Here is a 19,331-nt window from a genome sequence, read left to right on the forward strand (position 1 = left end):
CGGTCAGGAACGAACCAGCCGCGCGATCGCGTCGGTGGCTTCCTTGATCTTGGCCTCGGCATCCGGGCCACCGGCGACGGCGGCGTCGACCACGCAGTGACTGATATGGTCCTCGAGCAGCCCCATCGCCACGGCCTGCAATGCCTTGGTCATGGCGGAGACCTGGGTGAGGATATCGATGCAGTACTTCTCCTCCTCCACCATCCGCTGCAGGCCGCGCGCCTGACCCTCGATCCGGCGCAGCCGTTTGAGGTAGTCGTCCTTGGCGGTTATGTAGCCGTGGCCCGCGTGATCGTGGGAGGTGTGGCCGGTAGCCGTCTCGTCGGCGGATCCCGCCGGGGTGGTTCTGGGTGTCACCGATTGTCTCCTCTGCGCCGGTCGAGAGGACCGTTAATACCCCCCTAGGGTACATGTCCCGCGGGGGCTTGTCAGGTACGGGCCCTCGCCCGTGCGCCCCCGGGCCGGACGCGGAACAATCGAGACCATGACTTTCCAGGATCGGCCCGCGCTGGCCGTCATCGGCGGTAGTGGATTCTACGATTTCTTCGACGGCGCAGTCGACGCGGTCACGGTGCGGACCCCCTACGGTGACCCGAGCGCCCCGATCACCGTGGGCGAGGTGGCGGGGCGCTCGGTCGCGTTCCTGCCCCGCCACGGAGCACGCCACGAATACTCCCCGCACACCCTGCCCTACCAGGCCAATATGTGGGCATTGCGCTCGATCGGGGTGCGCCGGATCTACGCGCCCTGCGCGGTCGGCAGTCTCCGGCCCGACTGGGGGCCGGGCGCGGTGGTCATCCCGGATCAGCTCGTCGATCGCACGTCGGGCCGGTCGCAGACCTATTTCGACGGCAACGGTATCCACGTCTCCTTCGCCGACCCCTACTGTGCCGATCTGCGGGCCACCGCGGTGAAATCCGCCGACAGTGCCGTGCACGTCCACCCGCACGGCACCATGGCCGTCATCCAGGGGCCACGGTTCTCCACCCGGGCCGAGAGCCGGTGGTTCGCGGCCCAGGGCTGGGATCTGGTCAATATGACCGGCTATCCGGAAGCGGTTCTCGCCCGCGAACTGGAAATGTGTTATGCGACGATCGCACTGGTCACCGACCTCGACGCCGGTGTCACCGAGGGTGAGGGTGTGCACGCCGCCGAGGTTTTCGCCGAGTTCGAACGTAATATCGGACCGTTCAAGGAACTCGTTCGCAGCGCCGTCGCCACGGTCGCGGACACCGAGACCTGCGCGCACTGCCGGGTCCACGCCGGGGTCGCGCTGCCGTTCGAACTGCCCTGATCCGATCCCACGGTCCGGCCCGGCCGCGGGATAGTCTCGTCGGGTGGATACGCCCCTCCGGCTAGAGGTGATCGTCGCCAGCGTCCGGCCCGAACGTTTCGCGCCCGTGGTGGCCGACTGGTTCGTCCGCACCGCGCGCGCCCGGCCCGAATTCGATATCGGCGTAATAGATCTGCTGCACACTCCGCTGCCGCTCGATCTCACCGAAACACCCGCCACCGCCGGATTCCGGGAAAGGCTGGCAGCCGCCGACGCCTTCGCGGTGGTGACCTCGGAGTACAACCACGGCTATCCGGCCTCGGTGAAAACCGCGTTCGACAGCGCCAAGCACGAATGGCGTGCCAAACCGATCGGTTTCGTCTCCTACGGGGGGCTCTCGGGCGGATTACGCGCGGTGGAACAACTTCGCCAGGTGGTGGCCGAGATCCATATGGTCTCGGTGCGGGAATCGGTCGGCTTCCACCGCGCGCGTAAGCAGTTCGACGCCGAAGGCAACACCGGCGACGGTGCCGCCATCGACGCGGCGGACCGGATGCTCACCCAACTCGCTTGGTGGGGCAGGACATTGCGCGACGCGCGCACCACCGATCCCTACCCGGGCTGAACTGTACCCACGGCCCCGCCTCCGCGGGGCGGAGCCGACCCAGGGTCTTCAACCCTCGCTACATCGCCACCGAACCGGGTCGGGCCCCGGCCACGGATGTCGACTGTTGGGAAGGCAGTTCACGACTGTCGGGCTGCCGGTCCGTGCGGGCGGGATCCCGGCTCGTTCGTGGGGATGGGCCGGTGAGCTCACCCGGGAAGGGCTGTGTTCCCCGGCGTGCTCTCGGGTCCCGGCCCGCGCTCGCTGGAGCAGTGCTGGGATTCGGTCCCTGCGGGATGCGAGAACACGGTCAGCGGTGCTGGGGCCGACCGGCGGGAGTGGGGTGCCCCTGGGGCGCGGGCCGGCGGGTGCGGGGTTCGCCGATGTAGGTGTGCTCCCGCGGAATCGAGACCAGGTTCAGCGGGATCTGGGTGGTCGCGGTGCGGACGACCACCCGGTTACCGATCGCTCCCGGCTGCTGGATCGACAGATCCGGTTTGGTGGCCGGCCAGCCCATCGGATCGCCGGTGACATAGATGGTGGTGATACCGGCATGTGGTGCGGGCGCGAGCACGCCGTCGACGACGGTCGCGGTGAACATGGCGTCCGACTGATGCATCTCCACGGCCAGCATCAGCCGTTCCGGATTCCCGATCGTCTCGATGAGCTGATACCAGGCCTGCGGGCGGTCGGTGCGGATCAGGATCCGCTCGCCCACGGCCAGCGCCCGGAACACCAGCTGCTGCGCGAGATACAGCTCGCCCGCCACGTACACCGACGAGATACCGGCGCCGACGAGTCGCAGCGCCACACCGTTGCCCTCGTCGTCCGACCCGATCAGCTGCCCGCATCCCGACGACGGCAGCGCCAGCGCGTCGAGTACCTCGATCGGATATTCGGCGGTCGGCACGACATCCTCGACATCGGGGATACCGATCGGCAGATGGGCGAGCAGGCCGTCGCGGTGGCGGCCGTTCATCGACACCATGCCCTTGGACACGGTCTTCTCCGGCATCTCGCGCAGGGTCGAACGCCAGGCCGCGCCGATATGCACGGTATCGGCGGTACTGCCCGGGCGCAGCCGTACCGCGAGCGTGGTACCGCGGGATTCGGCCACCCACACCTGCGAAAGGATCTCCGACCCCAGCTGTTTCGGGTCGATCGCGGATCCGATATTGACACTGTTGCCGAGTTCGGCGTATCGCCAGCGGTGGGCCAGCTCGCGCGCGTCGGCGCCGTGGAGCACCTGCCGTACGGCCGCCCGGATCTCCGAGGCGGTCAGCACCCGCGATCCGCAGCCCGCGTCCTCCAGCGTCCGCACGATCCGCTGCGTCGCGATGGTCACCGCACGCGCGGCGCCCTCGTCACCACCGCCGCGGCGGTTCGCCGCGCCGGGGCAGTCGACCATATCGAAGCCGATCGCCAGCCAGACCGTGCGATACGCGGTGGCCGGCAGCGGTCCCAGCAGTGTTTCGTAGATGGCTCCGGCGGGTGTACCCGAACGACTGCGGTGGCCGTGGCTGATGATGTCGATACCGCTGAGCAGGATGTCGTGCTGGGCCAGGCAGGTCGCCAGTTCCGCCATCGGCAGGAGGTGGGAGGCATGTACGGCGCTGCGGTCGATCCGGGTGAGCCCGCCGCGCGGCGGCAGCACCTCGACCACGGCGACCACTCGGCTGTCGTCCCAGTAGAGTCCGAGCGAACGGTCGTCGGGCCCGCGGAAATCGTTGCTGTCCCCGATCCGGTACTCGCGGTGGGCCCGGTAGGTCCACCAGGTGCCGGCCCAATCCAGCAGGACCCGCCGGCCGACCGTGATCAGCGGGATACCACCGACCACCACCGCGACCCCCAGCGCGATCCATATGTTCGCGGTGACGAAGAGGACGACGGTCCCGGTGACGAGCGCGAATACCTGTGCGATGAGCAGATTGCGCATCGAGATACGCCCGAAAAGCAGGCTGCGCCTGCGCCCCACTGCGGCTGGAACGGCCATCAGAGTCCCCCAGGTACCCGGTATCGGCCTATATATCAGTGGCCGAGCTGAACTACGTCCCCGGGAACTGTACTGTGTTCGGCGAGCACGAGCACAGTTCGGGGGAGACGATGCCTTCAAAGCCCACAACCAGGTGGCAGATCAGCGGTTACAACTTTCTGGTCCGCCGGATGGAGCACGCGCTGGTGCGGCGGGACGTGCGAATGCTCCACGATCCCATGCGCTCTCAGGTGCGCTCCTATGTCGTGGGCCTGGTCCTGGCCGTACTGGTCCTGGCGGGTTGCGGCGTCCTGGCTCTGCTCCGGCCACAGGACAAGATCGGCCAGAACACGATCCTCATCGGCAAGGAATCCGGTGCGGTGTACGTGGTGCTCAACGATGTGGTGCATCCGGCGCTGAACCTGGCCTCGGCCCGGCTGGCCGCCGGTGAGGCACCGGACGCGGCGATCGTGAAAGAGGCCGAGGTCGGTAAGAAGGCGCGGGGCCCGCTGATCGGTATCCCGGGCGCCCCCGGCGCCATCCACTACGACGCGTCGGGTAACGGCCGGCAGTGGACCATCTGCGACGAGATGAAAACCGACGGCAGTGGGGACCGCACCACCTCGGTGCTCGCGGGCGAACTCGAGCTCGGTGCGAAGGCCTCGGTCATGGACCCGGGCAAAGCGCTGCTGGCGCAGGGTGAGAACCACACCTATCTGATCTACGACAAGAAACGCGCGCGCGTGAACATGGGTGACCGCGCGGTCACCGACGCGCTCGGCATCACCGGCGCCACCGCACGGCCGATGAGCGAAGGGCTGATCAACGCCATTCCGGAGGTGCTGCCGATCACCCCGCTACCCATCCCCGAAGCCGGTACTGCCCCGGCGGGTTACGAGATCGGCGGCCATCGGATCGGTGAGGTGGTGCAGGTCGGTAACTCCGGTACCGAGTACTACGTGGTGATGGCCGACGGACTACAGCCGATCTCCCCGCTCACCGCGGAGATCGTCCGCAACTCCAACCCGCAGACCTCGACCGACGAAACCATCGACCAGGCCCAGCGCACGCGGGCCGCAGTCTCCACGGCACTGAAGGTCCACGACTATCCGCAGACCGTCCCGGCCGTCCTCGAGGGCAAGGATCAGCCGGTGAGCTGCCTGTCGTGGAAACCGATCCCGGAAGCGGGTGAGAACACCGGGACCCGCGCCGAACTGGCGGTGGTCACCGGCGTGAGTCTGCCGATGCCCGATAAAGCGAAACTGGTACCGCTCGCCCAGGCGGACGGCTCCGGTCAGAACGTCGACTCCGCCTACCTGGCACCCGGATCGGGAGCCTTTGCGCAGGGCACCGGGATCGAACCGGACAGCCGGCGCAAGGACAGCATCTTCTACATCGCCGATACCGGTGTGCGGTACGGGATCAAGAACGCCGATGCCGCGAAGGCGCTCGGGATGCCGGATAAGGCCGAACCCGCGCCCTGGCCGATCATCGGCCTCTTGGCCTCCGGGCCGAGTCTGGGCCGGGACGAGGCCCTGGTCGCGCACGACGGTGTCGCCCCGGATCCGTCCCCGGCCGCGCAACCTGTCTCCACGGGTAAATGACCGGGCGCTGAACTGCCGGAACAGTGAAACCGCTGCTCCGCGAGGACCGGTAGCGGTACCACCCGGGCGCGGTACGGGGCATCCCTCCCGTACGCGCGCAGCACCGGCCCCTCTGCGAGTTGCTCGGGCCCGGCCGCGCCGAGGAAAACACGCGTGACCACTGGTTCGGTGGCCTCGGTGGCCCCTGGGGGACCGAACCGGGTGGGGCCTGCTCGCCTGCTGTCCGCGCGGTGTCGGCGCCGGGGCAGCTCGAGGCGAGATCCGCGGTACTACTGGACCGGTGATCCGCTGTCTCTCGGGCGCGCCACTCGACCGGACGTACGACGAACCCCGTACCCTCCGACAGCGGCGGTGCTGGTGGCCGATGTGCCCGGTCCTGCTGCTACAGCTGCCGAGCGCGGCGGGGTGCGGTCCGGGGATCTCGGCGAGCGGAGACCCCGGCCGTCCCCGGCGGTGGGGCCGTTCGCCGGTCTGTGCCGGGATCGCGGGTGCGGCCGCCGTCAGGCGTCGTCTTCGCTGACGCCGAAGCGACGGCGGGTGGGGAACGAGGCGAGATATCCCAGAATCAGGCTGCCACCGATGATGCCGCTGCCGATGAGGGCCACATTGCGGGCGGTGTGATCCGGTGGAGTGGGCGGTGCGGGGACCGCGAGCTGTTTGCTCACCGCCGGATTCGGCAGTTTCGGCCGCAGTTCGTCGGGCACCTCGTTGGTCAGTGCCGCGATGGGGTCGATCGCGCCGTACCCCACATACGGATTCCAGCCCTCGGCCGGTGCGTGCGCGGTCGCCTGGATCCGTTTCATGACCTCGACCGCGGAGAGCTCGGGGAAACGGGACCGGACCAGTGCGACCACTCCGGATACGTACGGTGCCGCGAAGCTGGTCCCGTTGATGGCCTGCTGGCTGTTCTGGGCATTGACGGTGCCGTTGATGACGCCGCCGCTGTTCACGTCCAGTGAGACGATGTTCTCGCCGGGAGCGGCGACACTCAGCCAGGGGCCGGGCACCGTGAACTCCGAGGGCGCGCCGTCGGCGTCGATGGAGCCGACCGAGAGAACGAGATCGTCGTATCGGGCGGGGGTGACATTGACCGTGGCGTTGCTCCACGGATCCGCCGCGGGGTGCAGCGGATCCTGAATACCGGTATTGCCCTTACAGCTCTCGTTGTCGGTGTTGCCCGCCGACGTCACGACCACCGTGTTCTTCTGGTGCACCACGTAGTCGAGCGCGGCACCGAGCGAACCATCGGAGATCGGACCGGTACTGCAGGCCACCTCGGAGATATTGATGACGGTGGCACCCATATCGGCGGCCCGGCGGATGGCCTGCGCCATGGTGGCGACGTTGCCGTAACCCTCCTTGGAGAGGTCCTCGGGGGATTTCGTGCTGTTACTGCCCGCCTTCACGTATTTATCGCTGGTCTGCCGGATGGTGAGGATCGTGGCCGCGGGCGCGACTCCGGAAAACCCCTCGTTCGTGACCTTGCTCGCGCCGATGATGCCGGCCACGATCGTGCCGTGCGCATCGCAGTCCTCGGTGCCGTCACCACTGTTGGCCACGAAATCCCCACCGGCCCGCAACCCGGGCAGCCGGGGATGGCGGGCGACACCGGTATCGATCACCGCGACCACCTGGCCGGCGCCCTCGGAGAACTGCCAGGCCCGGGGCAGGTCGAGGGCGGCCTGCGCGGGCGGCACGGTCGGACCGCCACCACCGGCAACGGTGCTGTTGCAGGGGGCATTCGCTTTGCGTTCGGTCGGCTGAGCGGGTTTCGCCGGATCACCGGCCGGTAGCTGGCCGGGGTCCACGGGCGCGGGCCGGTCGGCGTAGGCCACCGGATTCCCGAGTCCCAGCGATGCGCTCAACCCGAGCACCGCGGCCACCGCCGCGGCGCGGACCCCCCGGTTCACAGCCCGCGGACGAGAGAGTAGAGATCGGTCACCCAGAACACGAGCGGCAGCACCGCGGCCACGAAACCGTATTCGATCAGTTCGGCGGCCCGCCGCATCGGCGGGGTGGCCGTCTGGTTGGGGACGATGATGCCGAGGACCAGCGCCGCGATCAGCATCACCAGGGCGGCCCCGAACGCGGTGAGCGGGAGGTCGGTCACGAACGTTGTCCCCACGAGCATCGCCAGCAGGATCGCCGCACCGCCCGCGATCAGGATCACGGCCTGTTCGGCGCCGGCATAGGTGCGGCTGCGGAACATCAGAACCGCCGCGCACACCAGCGCGAGCGCGATGCCCTGCCAGAAGAAGCCGCCCCCGGCCGGATCGGTCGCCACCAGGGCACCGGCCACCGTGACCAGTGTGGTCGCCGAGACCAGGCCGCTCAGATAGGTTCGTGCCCGAGCCGATTTCGCGTGCAGTGCGTCAAGGGTGGGCAGTGCCCGGTGGTCGTCGGGATCGTCCTCGGTGGGGTCGATCGGGGTCCCGGGGGAGGGCACCGGCGGCAACGGCAGTTTCGCCAGCATCATGGAGATCCGCGGGGCCAGCGACAGCGCGGCCAGGCCCACGGCCGCCACCACCGCGCCGACCGCTTTCATCGGCTGCGCGGTGAGCAGCCCGACCAGCGCCGAGGGAACGGCGAACAGGGCGATCGTGCCCGCGCCGATGAACAGACCCAGCCCCACCCCGGTGACCCGCCAGGCGAGGATCGCAGTGGCTCCGAACAGGGTGGAACCGAGCAGCATATGGGCCCAGTCGTAATGGTCCGGCACGATCAGCATGCCGCCGGTGAACGCCGGCGGCAGCGCACAGCCGCCGAGTACCAGCGCGGTTTTCGGATCTCCGTAGACCCGGCTGAGGATCATGGCCGCGACCACCAGCAGCACTGCCACACCCAGTGCGATCGTTCCGGTGATCCAGCCGGCCATCGCGTCCGGTGCGGCCAGCAGCGCGGTACAGCCGGCCAGCATGGTGAGCACCGCGAGCACCGATCCGGTGATCCGGGCCGTATTCGGGTTCCAGCCGCGGAAATGCTCGGAGTCGGCGACGGCGACGTTGTACATGATGTCGTCGAACAGCGGTGTCGGCGCGGTATGCGCCGAGTTCTCCAGCATCAGCAGTTCGCCGTCACGTATCCCCTGCTCGCCCAGGCTGAGCGAATTCGACAGTGGCGGCTGCCCGATCCGGGCGAGTACCCAGTCCGCGGGTTCGTAGCGTTCGCCCTGGTTGTCGAAGTCGTTGGTTCTGCTGTGCGCGGCGATCATATCGACGACACTCGGGATCACCAGCGCGACCGGGACATCGACCGGAATCGCCATATCGACCTGAGTGTGTTTGGCCAGAATGGTGACCCTGGTGAGATCCGGTGCGCGGACTATACCCCGCGAGGAATCTTCCTCCATATGGTCGAGTCGCGCATGCGTCACGCTTCCCCCAAGTTGATTCGCTACCCTGCTCGTTTCCCGCATTCTCCCTGCAGATCGCGGGTTGCGTGCCCTCGTCCCGGCCAGCAGAATGCAGGTCGAACTGTACGACATGTTCGGGCTTGCCTCTACACTGAGCCCGAACATCGCATGGCCACAAGGGGGATCTCGTTCGATGACCACTGTCCGTTTTCAGCGGCGTGCGCGCCGGGAGGTTCCCCGCACCCCCGGCGGCGAGGTCACCCTGCAGCCGCCCCCCGAGATCCCCCGGGTGACACCCGGAAACCTGCTGGGCAAGCTCATGCCGGTGGTCATGGTCCTCGGCATGGTCGGGATGATGGCGCTGATGTTCACCCAGGGCAGCGGTATCGCCTCGAATCCGATGTCGCTGATGTTCCCGATGATGATGATGGTCTCGATGGTCGGCATGTTCGCCGGTCAGGGCAACGGTAAGGGCGCCAAGGCCGCCGAGGCCAACGAGGACCGCAAGGATTATCTGCGCTATCTCGATCAGGTCCGCAAGGACGTCGGGGTCACGGCGGCCGAGCAGCGCGCGGCGGTGGAATGGAGTCATCCGGAACCCGGGCTCATCTGGATGCTGGCGGGCACCTCCCGGATGTGGGAGCGCCGACCCAGCGACAAGGATTTCTGCCATGTCCGGATCGGGGTCGGCGGCCAGCGCCTCGCCACCCGCCTGGTGGCGCCGGAGACCGGCCCGGTCGAGGAACTCGAACCGATCGCCGCTGTTTCCCTGCGCCGTTTCGTCCGCGCGCATTCCACCGTGCCTGATCTGCCCACCGCCGTCGCCGTCAAGGGTTTCGCCACCATCGCCCTCGACGGCGACCGGGCCCAGGCGCGGGACATGGTGCGCGCGATGCTCATCCAGCTGGCCATGTTCCACGGCCCGGACCAGGTGCTCACCGCCATCGTCTGCGGTCCCGACACCAGTGCGGAATGGGAATGGACCAAATGGCTGCCGCATACCCAGCACCCCGACTCCCAGGACGGGGTCGGCACCGAGCGCATGTTCTTCGGTTCGATCCGCGAGGCGATGGCCGGACTCGCCCCGATTCTCGGCAACCGGGTCCGCTACTCCCGGAACCAGCCCACCAATTCCGCCATGGTGCACGTGGTGATCGTGGTGGACGGCGGGCTGCTCGAGGCCGAAGAGGATCAGCTGCGCGAATCCGGCTACGAGGGCGTCACCGTGATCGACCTCTGCGGCTACGCGCCGCGGCTGGCGGTATCGCGCGGTATCGGCCTCACGATCCGCAACGGGGAATGCCTGGGGCGTGGTGCGACCGGGAACCAGGAGCGTTTCGCGGTGATCGACCGGATCAGCCGGGAGCAGGCCCAGCAGGTGGCGCGCCGCCTGGCTCCGTATCGCGCGGCGACCCAGCGCAGCAGCGATGTCGAGGTCACCGAGGGGGAGACCATCGACACCTGGGCCCAGCTGATGGGTCTGGGCGATATCGGTTCCTTCAACCCGGAGAGCGCGTGGCGGCCCCGGTACGGGCGGGAACGGTTGCGGGTGCCGTTCGGCGTCGGTGCCGACGGCCTACCGGTGGTCCTCGATATCAAGGAGGCCGCCGAATCCGGGATGGGCCCGCACGGTCTGTGCATCGGCGCCACCGGTTCCGGTAAATCCGAGTTCCTGCGCACCCTCGTACTCAGCCTGCTCGCCACACATTCACCGGATCAGCTGAACCTGGTCCTGGTGGACTTCAAGGGTGGTGCCACCTTCCTCGGCCTCGACGGCGTACCGCATGTCGCGGCCGTCATCACCAACCTGGAAGAGGAAGCCGACCTGGTCGACCGTATGCGCGACGCGCTGGCCGGTGAGATGAACCGCCGCCAGGAAGTGTTGCGCCAGGCCGGTAACTTCGCCAACGTCTCCGAATACGAGAAGGCGCGGGCCGCCGGCGCCGATCTGGATCCGCTACCCGCGCTGTTCGTGGTACTCGACGAGTTCTCCGAACTGCTCACCCAGCACCCCGATTTCGCCGAGCTGTTCGTCATGATCGGACGGCTGGGCCGTTCGTTGCACGTCCATCTGCTGCTCGCTTCGCAGCGTCTGGAAGAGGGCAAGCTCAAGGGCCTCGAATCGCATCTGTCCTACCGCATCGGCCTGAAGACGTTCTCCGCCAACGAGTCCCGCCAGGTACTCGGAGTGCCCGACGCCTACAACCTCCCCAACAATCCCGGTGGCGGCTATCTGAAATCGGATTCGGGCGAGATCCAGCGTTTCCAGGCGTCCTACGTGTCCGGAGCCTATGTCGGTGGCGGACCGCAGCGTGATATCGCGGTCGCGACCCGTGCCGGTGAAATCGATATCACCGCCCGGCCCTTCCTGGCCAAACATGTCGAATTCCGGGCGGTGGACCGGGTTCCGCTCGCCCCCGAACCCCTCGACGATCCGGAACCGCTGGTCGAGGACGGCGAACAGGTCTCCAATATCGGCATGCTGGTGGCACGGATCCGCGGCCACGGCCGCCCCGCCCACGAGATCTGGCTGCCTCCGCTGGACGCCGCCCCGACACTGGACGAACTCGTCCCGCGCTCGATTCTCACCGGCGAGTACAACGCGGTGGCCACGCTGCGCGCTCCGATCGGCCTCGTCGACCGGCCCTACGACCAGCGGCGTGATCCGCTGGTCGTCGATCTGTCCGGTGCCCGCGGCAATGTCGCGGTCGTCGGCGGGCCGCAGTCGGGTAAATCGACCATGCTGCGCGCGCTGATCATGGCGATGTCGCTGACGCATACCGCCGAACAGGTGCAGTTCTACTGCCTGGACTTCGGTGGCGGTACTCTCGCGAGCCTGGAGGGTCTGCCGCATGTCGGATCGGTGGCAGGCCGATTGGACCACGACAAGGTGCGGCGCACCGTCGCCGAGATGACCACCATCGTGCGTACTCGCGAACTGCGTTTCCGCCAGCTCGGAATCGAGTCGATGTCGGAGTTCCGCCGGTTGCGTGCCGGTGACCCGGCGAGCAGCCAGGCCGCCACCGGCGCCCACGAGGATCCCTTCGGCGACGTCTTCCTGGTGATCGACGGATTCGGTTCCATCCGCCAGGATTTCGAACCGCTGGAACAGGCGATCATGAACCTCGCCGTCCAGGGCCTGTCCTACGGTGTGCACGTCGTGATCGCGCTCTCGCGCTGGATGGAGGCCCGGCCCCAGCTGAAGGACCAGATCGGTACCCGCCTCGAACTCCGCCTCGGCGATCCGGCCGATTCCGAGTTCGGTCGTAAGGTCGCGGCCCTGGTGCCGCAGGGCCGCCCGGGGCGCGGTATGACCCCGGAGAGCCTGCACATGCTGACCGCGCTGCCGCGGGTGGACGGGTCCTCCGATCCCGAGGACATCAGTCGCGGCGTGGCCGACGCGGTCGCGCGATTGCAGCAGGCCACCCCCGGACGTCCCGCTCCGCAGGTCCGTATGCTGCCCGAACAGCTCGATCGCGAACAGTTCGTCCATGCGATCGGCCCCTGGCAGGGCCCGGCCGACCGGCGAAATGCCTCGATCCCCATCGGTATCAACGAATCCGAGCTGTCGCCGGTATTCCTCAATTTCGACGACAACCCACACTTCCTGATCTTCGGCGATACCGAATGCGGTAAGTCGACGCTGCTCCGCAATATCGTCAGCGGAATCATCGAATCCAATGCGCGGGACAAGGCGGCGCTCATCCTGGTCGATTTCCGGCGCACCATGCTCGGACACTTCGATCAGGAACGGCTGGCCGCCTACGCGGCCGGGGCCGAGGGCCTGACCACGAATATGCGTGATCTCGCCGCTCTGCTGCGGACTCGGATGCCCGGCCCGAACGTCACGCCGCAGGAACTGCGCGACCGTTCCTGGTGGACGGGCCCGGATCTTTTCGTGGTCGTCGACGACTACGACCTGGTGTCCAGCGGCTCCACCGGTAACCCGCTGGCCCAGATTCTCGACTATCTGGCCCATGCCAAGGATATCGGCCTGCATCTGATCATCGCGCGGCGCTCCGGTGGCGCCGGTCGGGCCCTGTACGAGCCGGTGATCTCCCGCCTGCGGGATCTGGCCACGCCGGGTCTGATCATGAGCGGTAGCCGGGAGGAGGGCGGTCTGCTCGGGAATGTCCGGGCCAGCGCCATGCCGCCGGGCCGCGGTACCATGGTCGGCCGTTCGGGTAACGAGCTCGTCCAGACCTCGTGGATGCCGACCCGGTAATGGCGGTCGTCGAGATCGCGCTGACCGAGACGCGGTTGTGGGCGTGGAGCGCGAACACCCACACCGATCTCACCCCGTCGGTCGTACCCAGTGGCGACGGCCGCAGCCTGGTGGTCGGGGAACCGCTGGCACCGCCGTCGATCGCGGTGTCACCGGTGCAGCTGGTCACCGCCGACCGCATCGCCTACGACCCGGGTATGCCGACTCCGGCCGAGGCGCTGACCGCGGTATTCGGTCATACGCTGGCCCAACTGCGGATTCCCACACCGTGCGAGCGGCTCACCGTCGTACATCCGACCGAATGGGATCCGCATCGGCTTGCGGTGCTGGAGGCCGCAGCCCGCCGGCACAGCGGTCACGTGACGTTGGAGACGATCGCGGTCCGGGCGGTCACCACGGGTCAGCGGATCCGCGATGCGCGCACCGTGGTACTGGAATTCGGTCCGCTGTCGACCACCGCCTCCACGGTTGTGCCCACCGAGCACGGGCCGCGGCTCGAATACTGTGAGCACGAGCCGGTATTGGCCGCCGCCGAGATCGCGGCCGAGGAAGCCGGTGTCGAATCCTTCGACGCGCTGCTGGAACGGCTGTTGCACGGCTGCCGGGTCAGCGCGGTGATCGTGGTGGGCCGCACCGATGCCGGGTTCCTCGACCGGATCGGCGCGGCGATCGCCGATCGTTGCGGCGGTGCCGAGTTGGTGGTGGTGGCGGGTACGGATCTGGTGCGGATACCCCGGAGCGAACCCGGCGAACACCGCCCGGGCCTGCCGCCTGCCGCTGCGGAGTCCGAATGGCTGCAGCCGCTGCGGGAACGCGCGGCCGCCACCAGGCCACCTCGCTCCCGGACGCCGGTCTACCTCGGAGCCGCCGCCGTGGCCGTCGTCGCGGTACTGGTCGCCGGGGGAATAGGTATCGCCCGGCTGTCCGGCGGCGGCTCCGATGCCGTCGCCGCCGCGCCGAGTACCACCTCGGGCCCCGGTCCCGGTGATACGGCCACCACCGGGGCCGAACCCGGCGCGGGTCCGGTGACCTTCGGCGCCCTGCGCCTGACGATCCCCGGCGGCTGGCGCGCCAAGGATTCCTCGGCCGCATCCGGTCAGCGCCTCGAATTGGTGCCGAACGCCGGTCCGCGAGCCCGTATCACGGTGATCCAGCAGCCGGTGGCCGCCGATGTCGGCTATGAACAGATCGCCGCCGATCTGGAAGCGCAGATCGCCAAGCGCCCAACCGGATCGGTCTCCGCGGTCCGCCGCGATGTGGTCTTCGCCGGCCGCCCCGGCCTGGCCTATTCCGAGCATCCAGAGGACGGATCCACCGTTGACTGGCATGTTATCGTCGAGCACAGCATCCAGATCAGTATCGGGTGCCAGTATCAGACAGGGGGGCAGGACTCGATCACACCTATCTGTGAAGACCTCGCGAACTCGCTGGATGTCACTCCATGACTCCGGTCGGGACGTTTTCCGAAATCTCAGGGAACCGATTGGGCGAGGATCGCGTCCAATCATCATGAAGGCAAGTTCGGGCCGTTTGCGGACGCAGGGGGTCCGGATCCGAACTCTTGAAAAGGAGGAACCATGGCGGGCGAAGTCACTACCGATTTTGCGGCGATGGATACCGCGGCCAAGCACGTCGAGACCGTGAACGGCTCGCTGGCGAATGAACTGGGCAATGTCCGCAGTCTGGTCGCGGGCACCCATGGGAACTGGAAAGGTGCCGCCGCCGGTACGTTCCGGAAGGTCATGGACGACTACGACTTCCAGTCGAAGCAGTTGCACGATGTCCTGGTGGAGATCTCGGAACTGATCCGTCAGAACGGTAAGGGCTACACGGCGACCGAGCAGGAAAATCAGGACGCCATCAACCGTGCCGGTGCTTCCGGGGACCTGGGCACAGGTTTCCCCGACAGCAGCCTGAAGATCTAGGCAGCCTTCCGACTCATAGCCACAAGGAGACATTATGACCGAACCGATTTCTTATTCCGAGACCCAGCTGATAGCGCTGTCGGGGGATCTGGGGACCTCGCGGGGACGGCTTCAGGAAACGCACGACGAACTGCAGGGCTATGTCAACGGTCTGGTCGCGAGCTGGAGCGGTGAAGCCCAGGTGGCCTACAGCGCCAAGCAGAAGCGCTGGGACGATGCGCACGTCGCTCTCCTGGAAATCATGCAGCGGCTCGCCGATATCGTCCGGGACGGTGCGATCGATATGAGCACCACCGATAAGGCGAACGCCAGTCGCTGGATGTAGTCCTGGGCGCGGGAGGTGCCTCGGCACGCCGAACTTTCGTCGTCCGGCCGGGCTTTCCCGATTGCGCCCCGAGCGAAAGAGCGCTTGGGGCGCAATCGTTTCGGTCTCAGGGCGCGAGGTCGAGCAGCGTGTACTGGGCGGCTACCTTCTGGTGCAGATCCTGGATCTGTGTTCCTGCCACTATTGCCGTATAGCGGCCGACGGTGAAAAGACATTTCAGCGAACCCGTTGTTTCCGGATTCTCGACGCAATGGGCACCGGGAAGCCCGGGCGGACTGTCGACCGGTTTCTCCTCGGGATCGAGTTGAGCGGCGAAATACGCGAGCAAACGTTCGGCCGCAGCGTCGTCACCTGCCCGGTAGATCTGCGTTTCGCTGTCGACCACCAAATCCACCCGTGCATCGTCGAACGCACGTTTCGTGAGGTCGGGACGTTGGAGTAGATGTAACGCGGTGTCAGCGCTCATCACCCCTTCGGCTGCTCCGTCCGATGGGGGCAGTGCGTACTCCAGAATCCCGTCCCGATCGACGGGTAATTCGGCGGTTTCGGATTCCGCTGGCGGTTCGTAATCCCGCAGATGATCGAACTGTGTGTCGAAGACCTTACCGGCGAGAACGGCCAGCTCGTTCCGATTCGGGGGAATATCCACGCCACCACCGATATAGGTCCACAGTACGAATCGGTCTCGGGCGGCTGCCGCTGATATCGCACCGTATTCGCGGGTCTGGCCGTACGCATCGGGATACCCGGGAATCGGCAGTGTGCCCAGGGGCGGATATCTGCTGTGCCACAGGGCGTCGGTGAGCGCTCGGGCCGCATCGGTGGCCTGCTTCGGTGTCGAGAACTGCAGGACCACGAGATCGACGGACCGGCCCTGGAGTTCGTCGGCCCGGCGCTGTCCTGTCGTCTCCCACCCGGCGACGAACCCCGGAGCGAGGGTGGAGAAATTATCGACGATCTTCGGCGGATCGAGTCGGGTGAAGTACTTCCGCTGGTGTTCCACCCGGTTGAAAACGAGCTTCGGGCTGGTCTCCAGGATCAGTGGGACATGTTCACCGAGCCGCAGCGCCACCTGGATAGCGACAGTGGCAGGTGTACGCAGTTCCTCCGGTGTACGCGGTGTCGTCGGGTAGTTACCGGTCTGCAGAGCCGCGAGATCCACGCCGGCGCCCTCGGTACCGGAATGGCCGATACCGCAGCCGGTGGCCACTGCTGTCACGATCACGAATACCGTGTTGACCAGGTGTCGCGATATCGGCCTCATCGTTTCCCCTCCCTGGTCAACCGGCGACCCGTGCTATCGCGGGCACCATGTTCTCGATCAACGTGTTCGGTGACTGTCCGGTCCACACCTGGAACGCCTGGACGGTCGAGATATCGTCGATGACAACAATTTTCGCCGTCGTGTTCAGGAATGTAGAGGGTAGGCCCGCGAGGCCACCGTTACCCGCGCTGGTATCGGACCGCGTGACGATGACGATATCGACCCCGCTGGGCAGCGTGAAATTCGTCGGCGACAGTTTGCGAGGCGACTCCTCGTTGCGGAAGGGACGGTACCCGTCGCTGTAACGGAATCCGATATCCCGCAGGAAGTTCGCCTGTGGCGATCCGTCCAGGGCGACCGAGAACAGCGCATTTCCGTAGTTGAATGCGGCCACGGTCCTACCGTCGAACTCCGGGTGGGCGGACCGGACCCGGCTCAGATCGGGACCGGAGGCGGATTCATCGCCCGTATCGGATACAAGGAAGACGCCGACCGCTACCGCGAGCAGGGCGACAACGGCGAGCGCAGCCGGTATCAGGATCCGGCGTAGTCGGCCGGTTCCGGGTTTCACGGCCGCCGATTCCGCCCCGTATCCGTTCCGTGGCTGCGTGACGACGGTGTCCTGTCCCGGTGCCCGGTACAGACTGCCGGTGGATGGGTATCCGCTGTGGACCGGCCGCGGCGCCGGTACCACCGGCGTGGTCGCGCCGAGTCCCTCGCCTGCAGCAGCGTGGAGGCGATCGTGGCCGGTGAAGGCCGCTTCCGCCTCGGCCGTGAGCTCGCGGCAGGTGCCGTAGCGTTCCCCGGGATTCTTCGCGAGTACCCGGGCGAAGATGTGATCGAGGGCTCTCGGTAGGTCCGGGCGGATCGCGGTGATCTGCGGCGGCGGTTCGTTCAGATGCCCCATCATGACCACGGCCGGGACGGTGGAAGGGTAGGGGTTCTGGCCGGCCAGCAAGCGGTAGAACGAGCAGCCGAGGCTGTAGATATCGGAGCGATGGTCGAGGACATGGCCGAGCAGCTGTTCCGGGGACGCGTAGGCCACGGTGGCCATGAATTTTCCGGTCGCCGTGAGGTTCTGGCTGTCCTCGACCGATTTCGCCACCCCGAAATCGGTGAGCAGCACCCGTTCCACCTCGTCGTCGGGAGTGTTCGAGAGCAGGAAATTCGCGGGTTTGATATCGCGGTGCAGTAGGCGCCGGCGGTGCGCGTAATCGAGCCCCTTGCCCACTTCGGTGATGATGTGCAGCGCACGGTCCGGTGTCATCACCGCCGGGCCCTTCCGGGCCTCCTCGGAGGCGTCGGTGCCCGGAACGAACTTCATCGCGATCCAGAGCCGCCCGTTCTCCTCGCCACGGTTGTAGACGGGCACGATATTGGGATGGTCCAGGCCCGCGGCCAGATCTCCTTCGCGTTCGAATCTGGCGCGGAACTCCGGGTCGCCGGACAGGCTCTCGTCGAGGATCTTGATCGCATCCTGGCGTGGCAGACTCGGATGCTGCCCGAGATACACCGCACCCATACCGCCGCTGCCGAGCAGTCGAGTCAGTCGGTAGCCGCCGACAACGGCACCGGGCGGCAACACCATTCGTATCCTCCTCGTCCGCACGGCCGCCCGGCGGGCGTGCTGTCGTGGTTCCTGGTCATGGGTGGGTTCGTCTCCGGCGCGGTGGGTCGCCCGGAATCACCCGGGTGCCCTACTGTTCGCGAGCACGGCGTACTGGGCCGCCGCGGCCTGGTACAACTGCGGCGCCGGGAGATCCCCCAGCCCGAAGGAATCGACCACGGCCACGTAGCGCTCGTATACGGTCACGCAGTAGAACCGTTGGGACATCACCGGGGCCACCGCCCGCTGGACGCATCGGGCGTCGGCGATACCCGGCGGCCGGGGGATCTCCTCGTCGTATCCGGCCGGACGCGACAGCGCCGCCTGCAATGCGAATGCCTGTTCGGGAGAAGCGGCGCGGTAGACCGTACCTTCGTTCCGAGCGACCAGATCCACCCCGTAATCCACATAGTCCGGGATCTGGTCGGCGTCGTACTCGAAATGGATGTGTGCCGCCGGCGAGTAGGCTCCCGCCAGTTCGTTGTAGGCGGCGCTACCGGGATATTCCGCGGGCAGGGCCGTGCTCATGACGCCCTCCGGATCGACCGGGAGGTCGAGGATATCGTCCGGTGGTGTGGGGGTCAGATCCCGCATGGCCGCGAATTGCAGATCGAGCAGTTCCTTCAGACGATCGGCCATCCGGTCGGCGTGATCGGCGGGCGCTGTCAGTGACGCGGCCACGACATAGGGCCCCTTCGCGGCGAAGACCTGTGCGCGATCGCGGGTCGGAACGCGGCCCGCGCGAGCCTCGCCGTGTCCGATGATCACCAGTTCTTCGCGGCCGGGCGAGTGCTGGTCCATGGCTGCGTTGTATTCGTCGGCGGCGGTACGGGCGTAGTCGTCGTTGCCGAATCTCAGCAAGGCGACGAGGCCGTCCTGCACGGTCCGCGGATCGCCGTTTCCACGAGCGGTGACAGCGCCCGCGACAAGGTAGTTCCTGTCCGAGATCGGTGTGAATTCCTCCGGGAGCAGCGATGAGGTGGTGCCGGGTAGGACAAGTTGGGTCTCGTTCAGATAGCGGAGTTCGGGATCGACGGCGTGCGGAGAGATGAGGAATCCGAGCATGCGCCGCGCCTCGAGCGAGTACACGTCCGGGTCTGTGGTGATCTCCATCTCGAACGCCGCGGGTTCGGTGGGGAACAGCCCGGTGTCGAGCGTGCTCAGATCCACCGGTGTCATCC

Annotated in this window: 14 protein-coding genes; 7 read left to right on the top strand and 7 right to left on the bottom strand. The window is 67.1% G+C overall.

All coding sequences use genetic code 11. The features are described 5' to 3' along the window. Positions 1-3: 3 nt before the first annotated feature. Positions 4-357 carry a metal-sensitive transcriptional regulator gene (locus ACWEWT_RS21655; RefSeq protein WP_452561392.1) on the bottom strand — a complete coding sequence of 118 codons (354 nt, stop codon included), beginning with the start codon at positions 355-357 and terminating at the stop codon, positions 4-6. A 127-nt stretch (positions 358-484) separates the two neighbouring features. Between ACWEWT_RS21655 and ACWEWT_RS21660 the strand changes: the two genes are divergently transcribed. Beyond that, positions 485-1,294 carry an S-methyl-5'-thioadenosine phosphorylase gene (locus ACWEWT_RS21660; RefSeq protein WP_452561394.1) on the top strand — a complete coding sequence of 270 codons (810 nt, stop codon included), beginning with the start codon at positions 485-487 and terminating at the stop codon, positions 1,292-1,294. Between the two features lie 43 nt (positions 1,295-1,337). Next, positions 1,338-1,898, top strand: a complete 561-nt coding sequence (locus ACWEWT_RS21665; protein ID WP_452561395.1) for an NADPH-dependent FMN reductase — start codon at positions 1,338-1,340, stop codon at positions 1,896-1,898. Between the two features lie 289 nt (positions 1,899-2,187). Here the strand turns inward: ACWEWT_RS21665 and eccE are convergent, their stop codons facing one another. Beyond that, the gene (gene eccE, locus ACWEWT_RS21670) at positions 2,188-3,870 is read right to left on the bottom strand and encodes a type VII secretion protein EccE (RefSeq protein ID WP_452561397.1); all 1,683 of its coding nucleotides are present in this window, start codon (positions 3,868-3,870) and stop codon (positions 2,188-2,190) included. Between the two features lie 110 nt (positions 3,871-3,980). Between eccE and eccB the strand changes: the two genes are divergently transcribed. After that, positions 3,981-5,453 carry a type VII secretion protein EccB gene (eccB, locus tag ACWEWT_RS21675; RefSeq protein WP_452561399.1) on the top strand — a complete coding sequence of 491 codons (1,473 nt, stop codon included), beginning with the start codon at positions 3,981-3,983 and terminating at the stop codon, positions 5,451-5,453. Between the two features lie 500 nt (positions 5,454-5,953). On the opposite strand, the gene mycP is transcribed toward eccB, so the two are convergent. Beyond that, entirely contained in the window at positions 5,954-7,363 is a 1,410-nt protein-coding gene (mycP, locus tag ACWEWT_RS21680) for a type VII secretion-associated serine protease mycosin (RefSeq protein WP_452561400.1), read from the bottom strand. Further along, positions 7,360-8,826, bottom strand: a complete 1,467-nt coding sequence (gene eccD / locus ACWEWT_RS21685) for a type VII secretion integral membrane protein EccD (protein WP_452561402.1) — start codon at positions 8,824-8,826, stop codon at positions 7,360-7,362. The genes mycP and eccD overlap by 4 nt, the downstream gene beginning before the upstream one ends. A gap of 172 nt (positions 8,827-8,998) precedes the next feature. Between eccD and eccCa the strand changes: the two genes are divergently transcribed. The 4 genes from eccCa to ACWEWT_RS21705 all read left to right on the top strand — a co-directional run bounded on the left by eccCa (position 8,999) and on the right by ACWEWT_RS21705 (position 15,280). Next, positions 8,999-13,030, top strand: coding sequence for a type VII secretion protein EccCa (gene eccCa / locus ACWEWT_RS21690; RefSeq protein ID WP_452561403.1), 4,032 nt, complete (start codon positions 8,999-9,001; stop codon positions 13,028-13,030). Then, positions 13,030-14,475, top strand: coding sequence for a type VII secretion-associated protein (locus ACWEWT_RS21695; protein WP_452561404.1), 1,446 nt, complete (start codon positions 13,030-13,032; stop codon positions 14,473-14,475). The genes eccCa and ACWEWT_RS21695 overlap by 1 nt, the downstream gene beginning before the upstream one ends. Positions 14,476-14,607: 132 nt before the next feature. Then, a complete protein-coding gene (locus ACWEWT_RS21700) occupies positions 14,608-14,955 on the top strand; it encodes a WXG100 family type VII secretion target (protein ID WP_452561406.1) in 348 nt (115 codons plus the stop codon). 34 nt (positions 14,956-14,989) lie between these two features. Continuing rightward, positions 14,990-15,280 (top strand): WXG100 family type VII secretion target, encoded by a 291-nt coding sequence (locus ACWEWT_RS21705; protein WP_452561407.1) that lies wholly within the window; start codon positions 14,990-14,992, stop codon positions 15,278-15,280. 106 nt (positions 15,281-15,386) lie between these two features. Here the strand turns inward: ACWEWT_RS21705 and ACWEWT_RS21710 are convergent, their stop codons facing one another. The 3 genes from ACWEWT_RS21710 to ACWEWT_RS21720 form a co-directional block, all read right to left on the bottom strand. Beyond that, entirely contained in the window at positions 15,387-16,544 is a 1,158-nt protein-coding gene (locus ACWEWT_RS21710; protein WP_452561409.1) for a DUF7373 family lipoprotein, read from the bottom strand. Between the two features lie 16 nt (positions 16,545-16,560). Next, positions 16,561-18,132 (bottom strand): serine/threonine-protein kinase, encoded by a 1,572-nt coding sequence (locus ACWEWT_RS21715; protein WP_452561410.1) that lies wholly within the window; start codon positions 18,130-18,132, stop codon positions 16,561-16,563. 96 nt (positions 18,133-18,228) lie between these two features. After that, positions 18,229-19,329 (bottom strand): DUF7373 family lipoprotein, encoded by a 1,101-nt coding sequence (locus ACWEWT_RS21720; protein ID WP_452561412.1) that lies wholly within the window; start codon positions 19,327-19,329, stop codon positions 18,229-18,231. Between the last annotated feature and the right edge of the window lie 2 nt (positions 19,330-19,331).

Source organism: Nocardia sp. NPDC003963 (assembly GCF_053605105.1).

Bases quoted from the DNA above. Each gene is read 5' to 3' on its own strand.
- ACWEWT_RS21660 (WP_452561394.1), top strand. From the start codon at position 485: ATGACTTTCCAGGATCGGCCCGCGCTGGCCGTCATCGGCGGTAGTGGA.
- eccE (WP_452561397.1), bottom strand. From the start codon at position 3,870: ATGGCCGTTCCAGCCGCAGTGGGGCGCAGGCGCAGCCTGCTTTTCGGG.
- eccB (WP_452561399.1), top strand. From the start codon at position 3,981: ATGCCTTCAAAGCCCACAACCAGGTGGCAGATCAGCGGTTACAACTTT.
- eccCa (WP_452561403.1), top strand. From the start codon at position 8,999: ATGACCACTGTCCGTTTTCAGCGGCGTGCGCGCCGGGAGGTTCCCCGC.
- ACWEWT_RS21695 (WP_452561404.1), top strand. From the start codon at position 13,030: ATGGCGGTCGTCGAGATCGCGCTGACCGAGACGCGGTTGTGGGCGTGG.
- ACWEWT_RS21700 (WP_452561406.1), top strand. From the start codon at position 14,608: ATGGCGGGCGAAGTCACTACCGATTTTGCGGCGATGGATACCGCGGCC.
- ACWEWT_RS21705 (WP_452561407.1), top strand. From the start codon at position 14,990: ATGACCGAACCGATTTCTTATTCCGAGACCCAGCTGATAGCGCTGTCG.
- ACWEWT_RS21710 (WP_452561409.1), bottom strand. From the start codon at position 16,544: ATGAGGCCGATATCGCGACACCTGGTCAACACGGTATTCGTGATCGTG.
- ACWEWT_RS21715 (WP_452561410.1), bottom strand. From the start codon at position 18,132: ATGGTGTTGCCGCCCGGTGCCGTTGTCGGCGGCTACCGACTGACTCGA.
- ACWEWT_RS21720 (WP_452561412.1), bottom strand. From the start codon at position 19,329: ATGACACCGGTGGATCTGAGCACGCTCGACACCGGGCTGTTCCCCACC.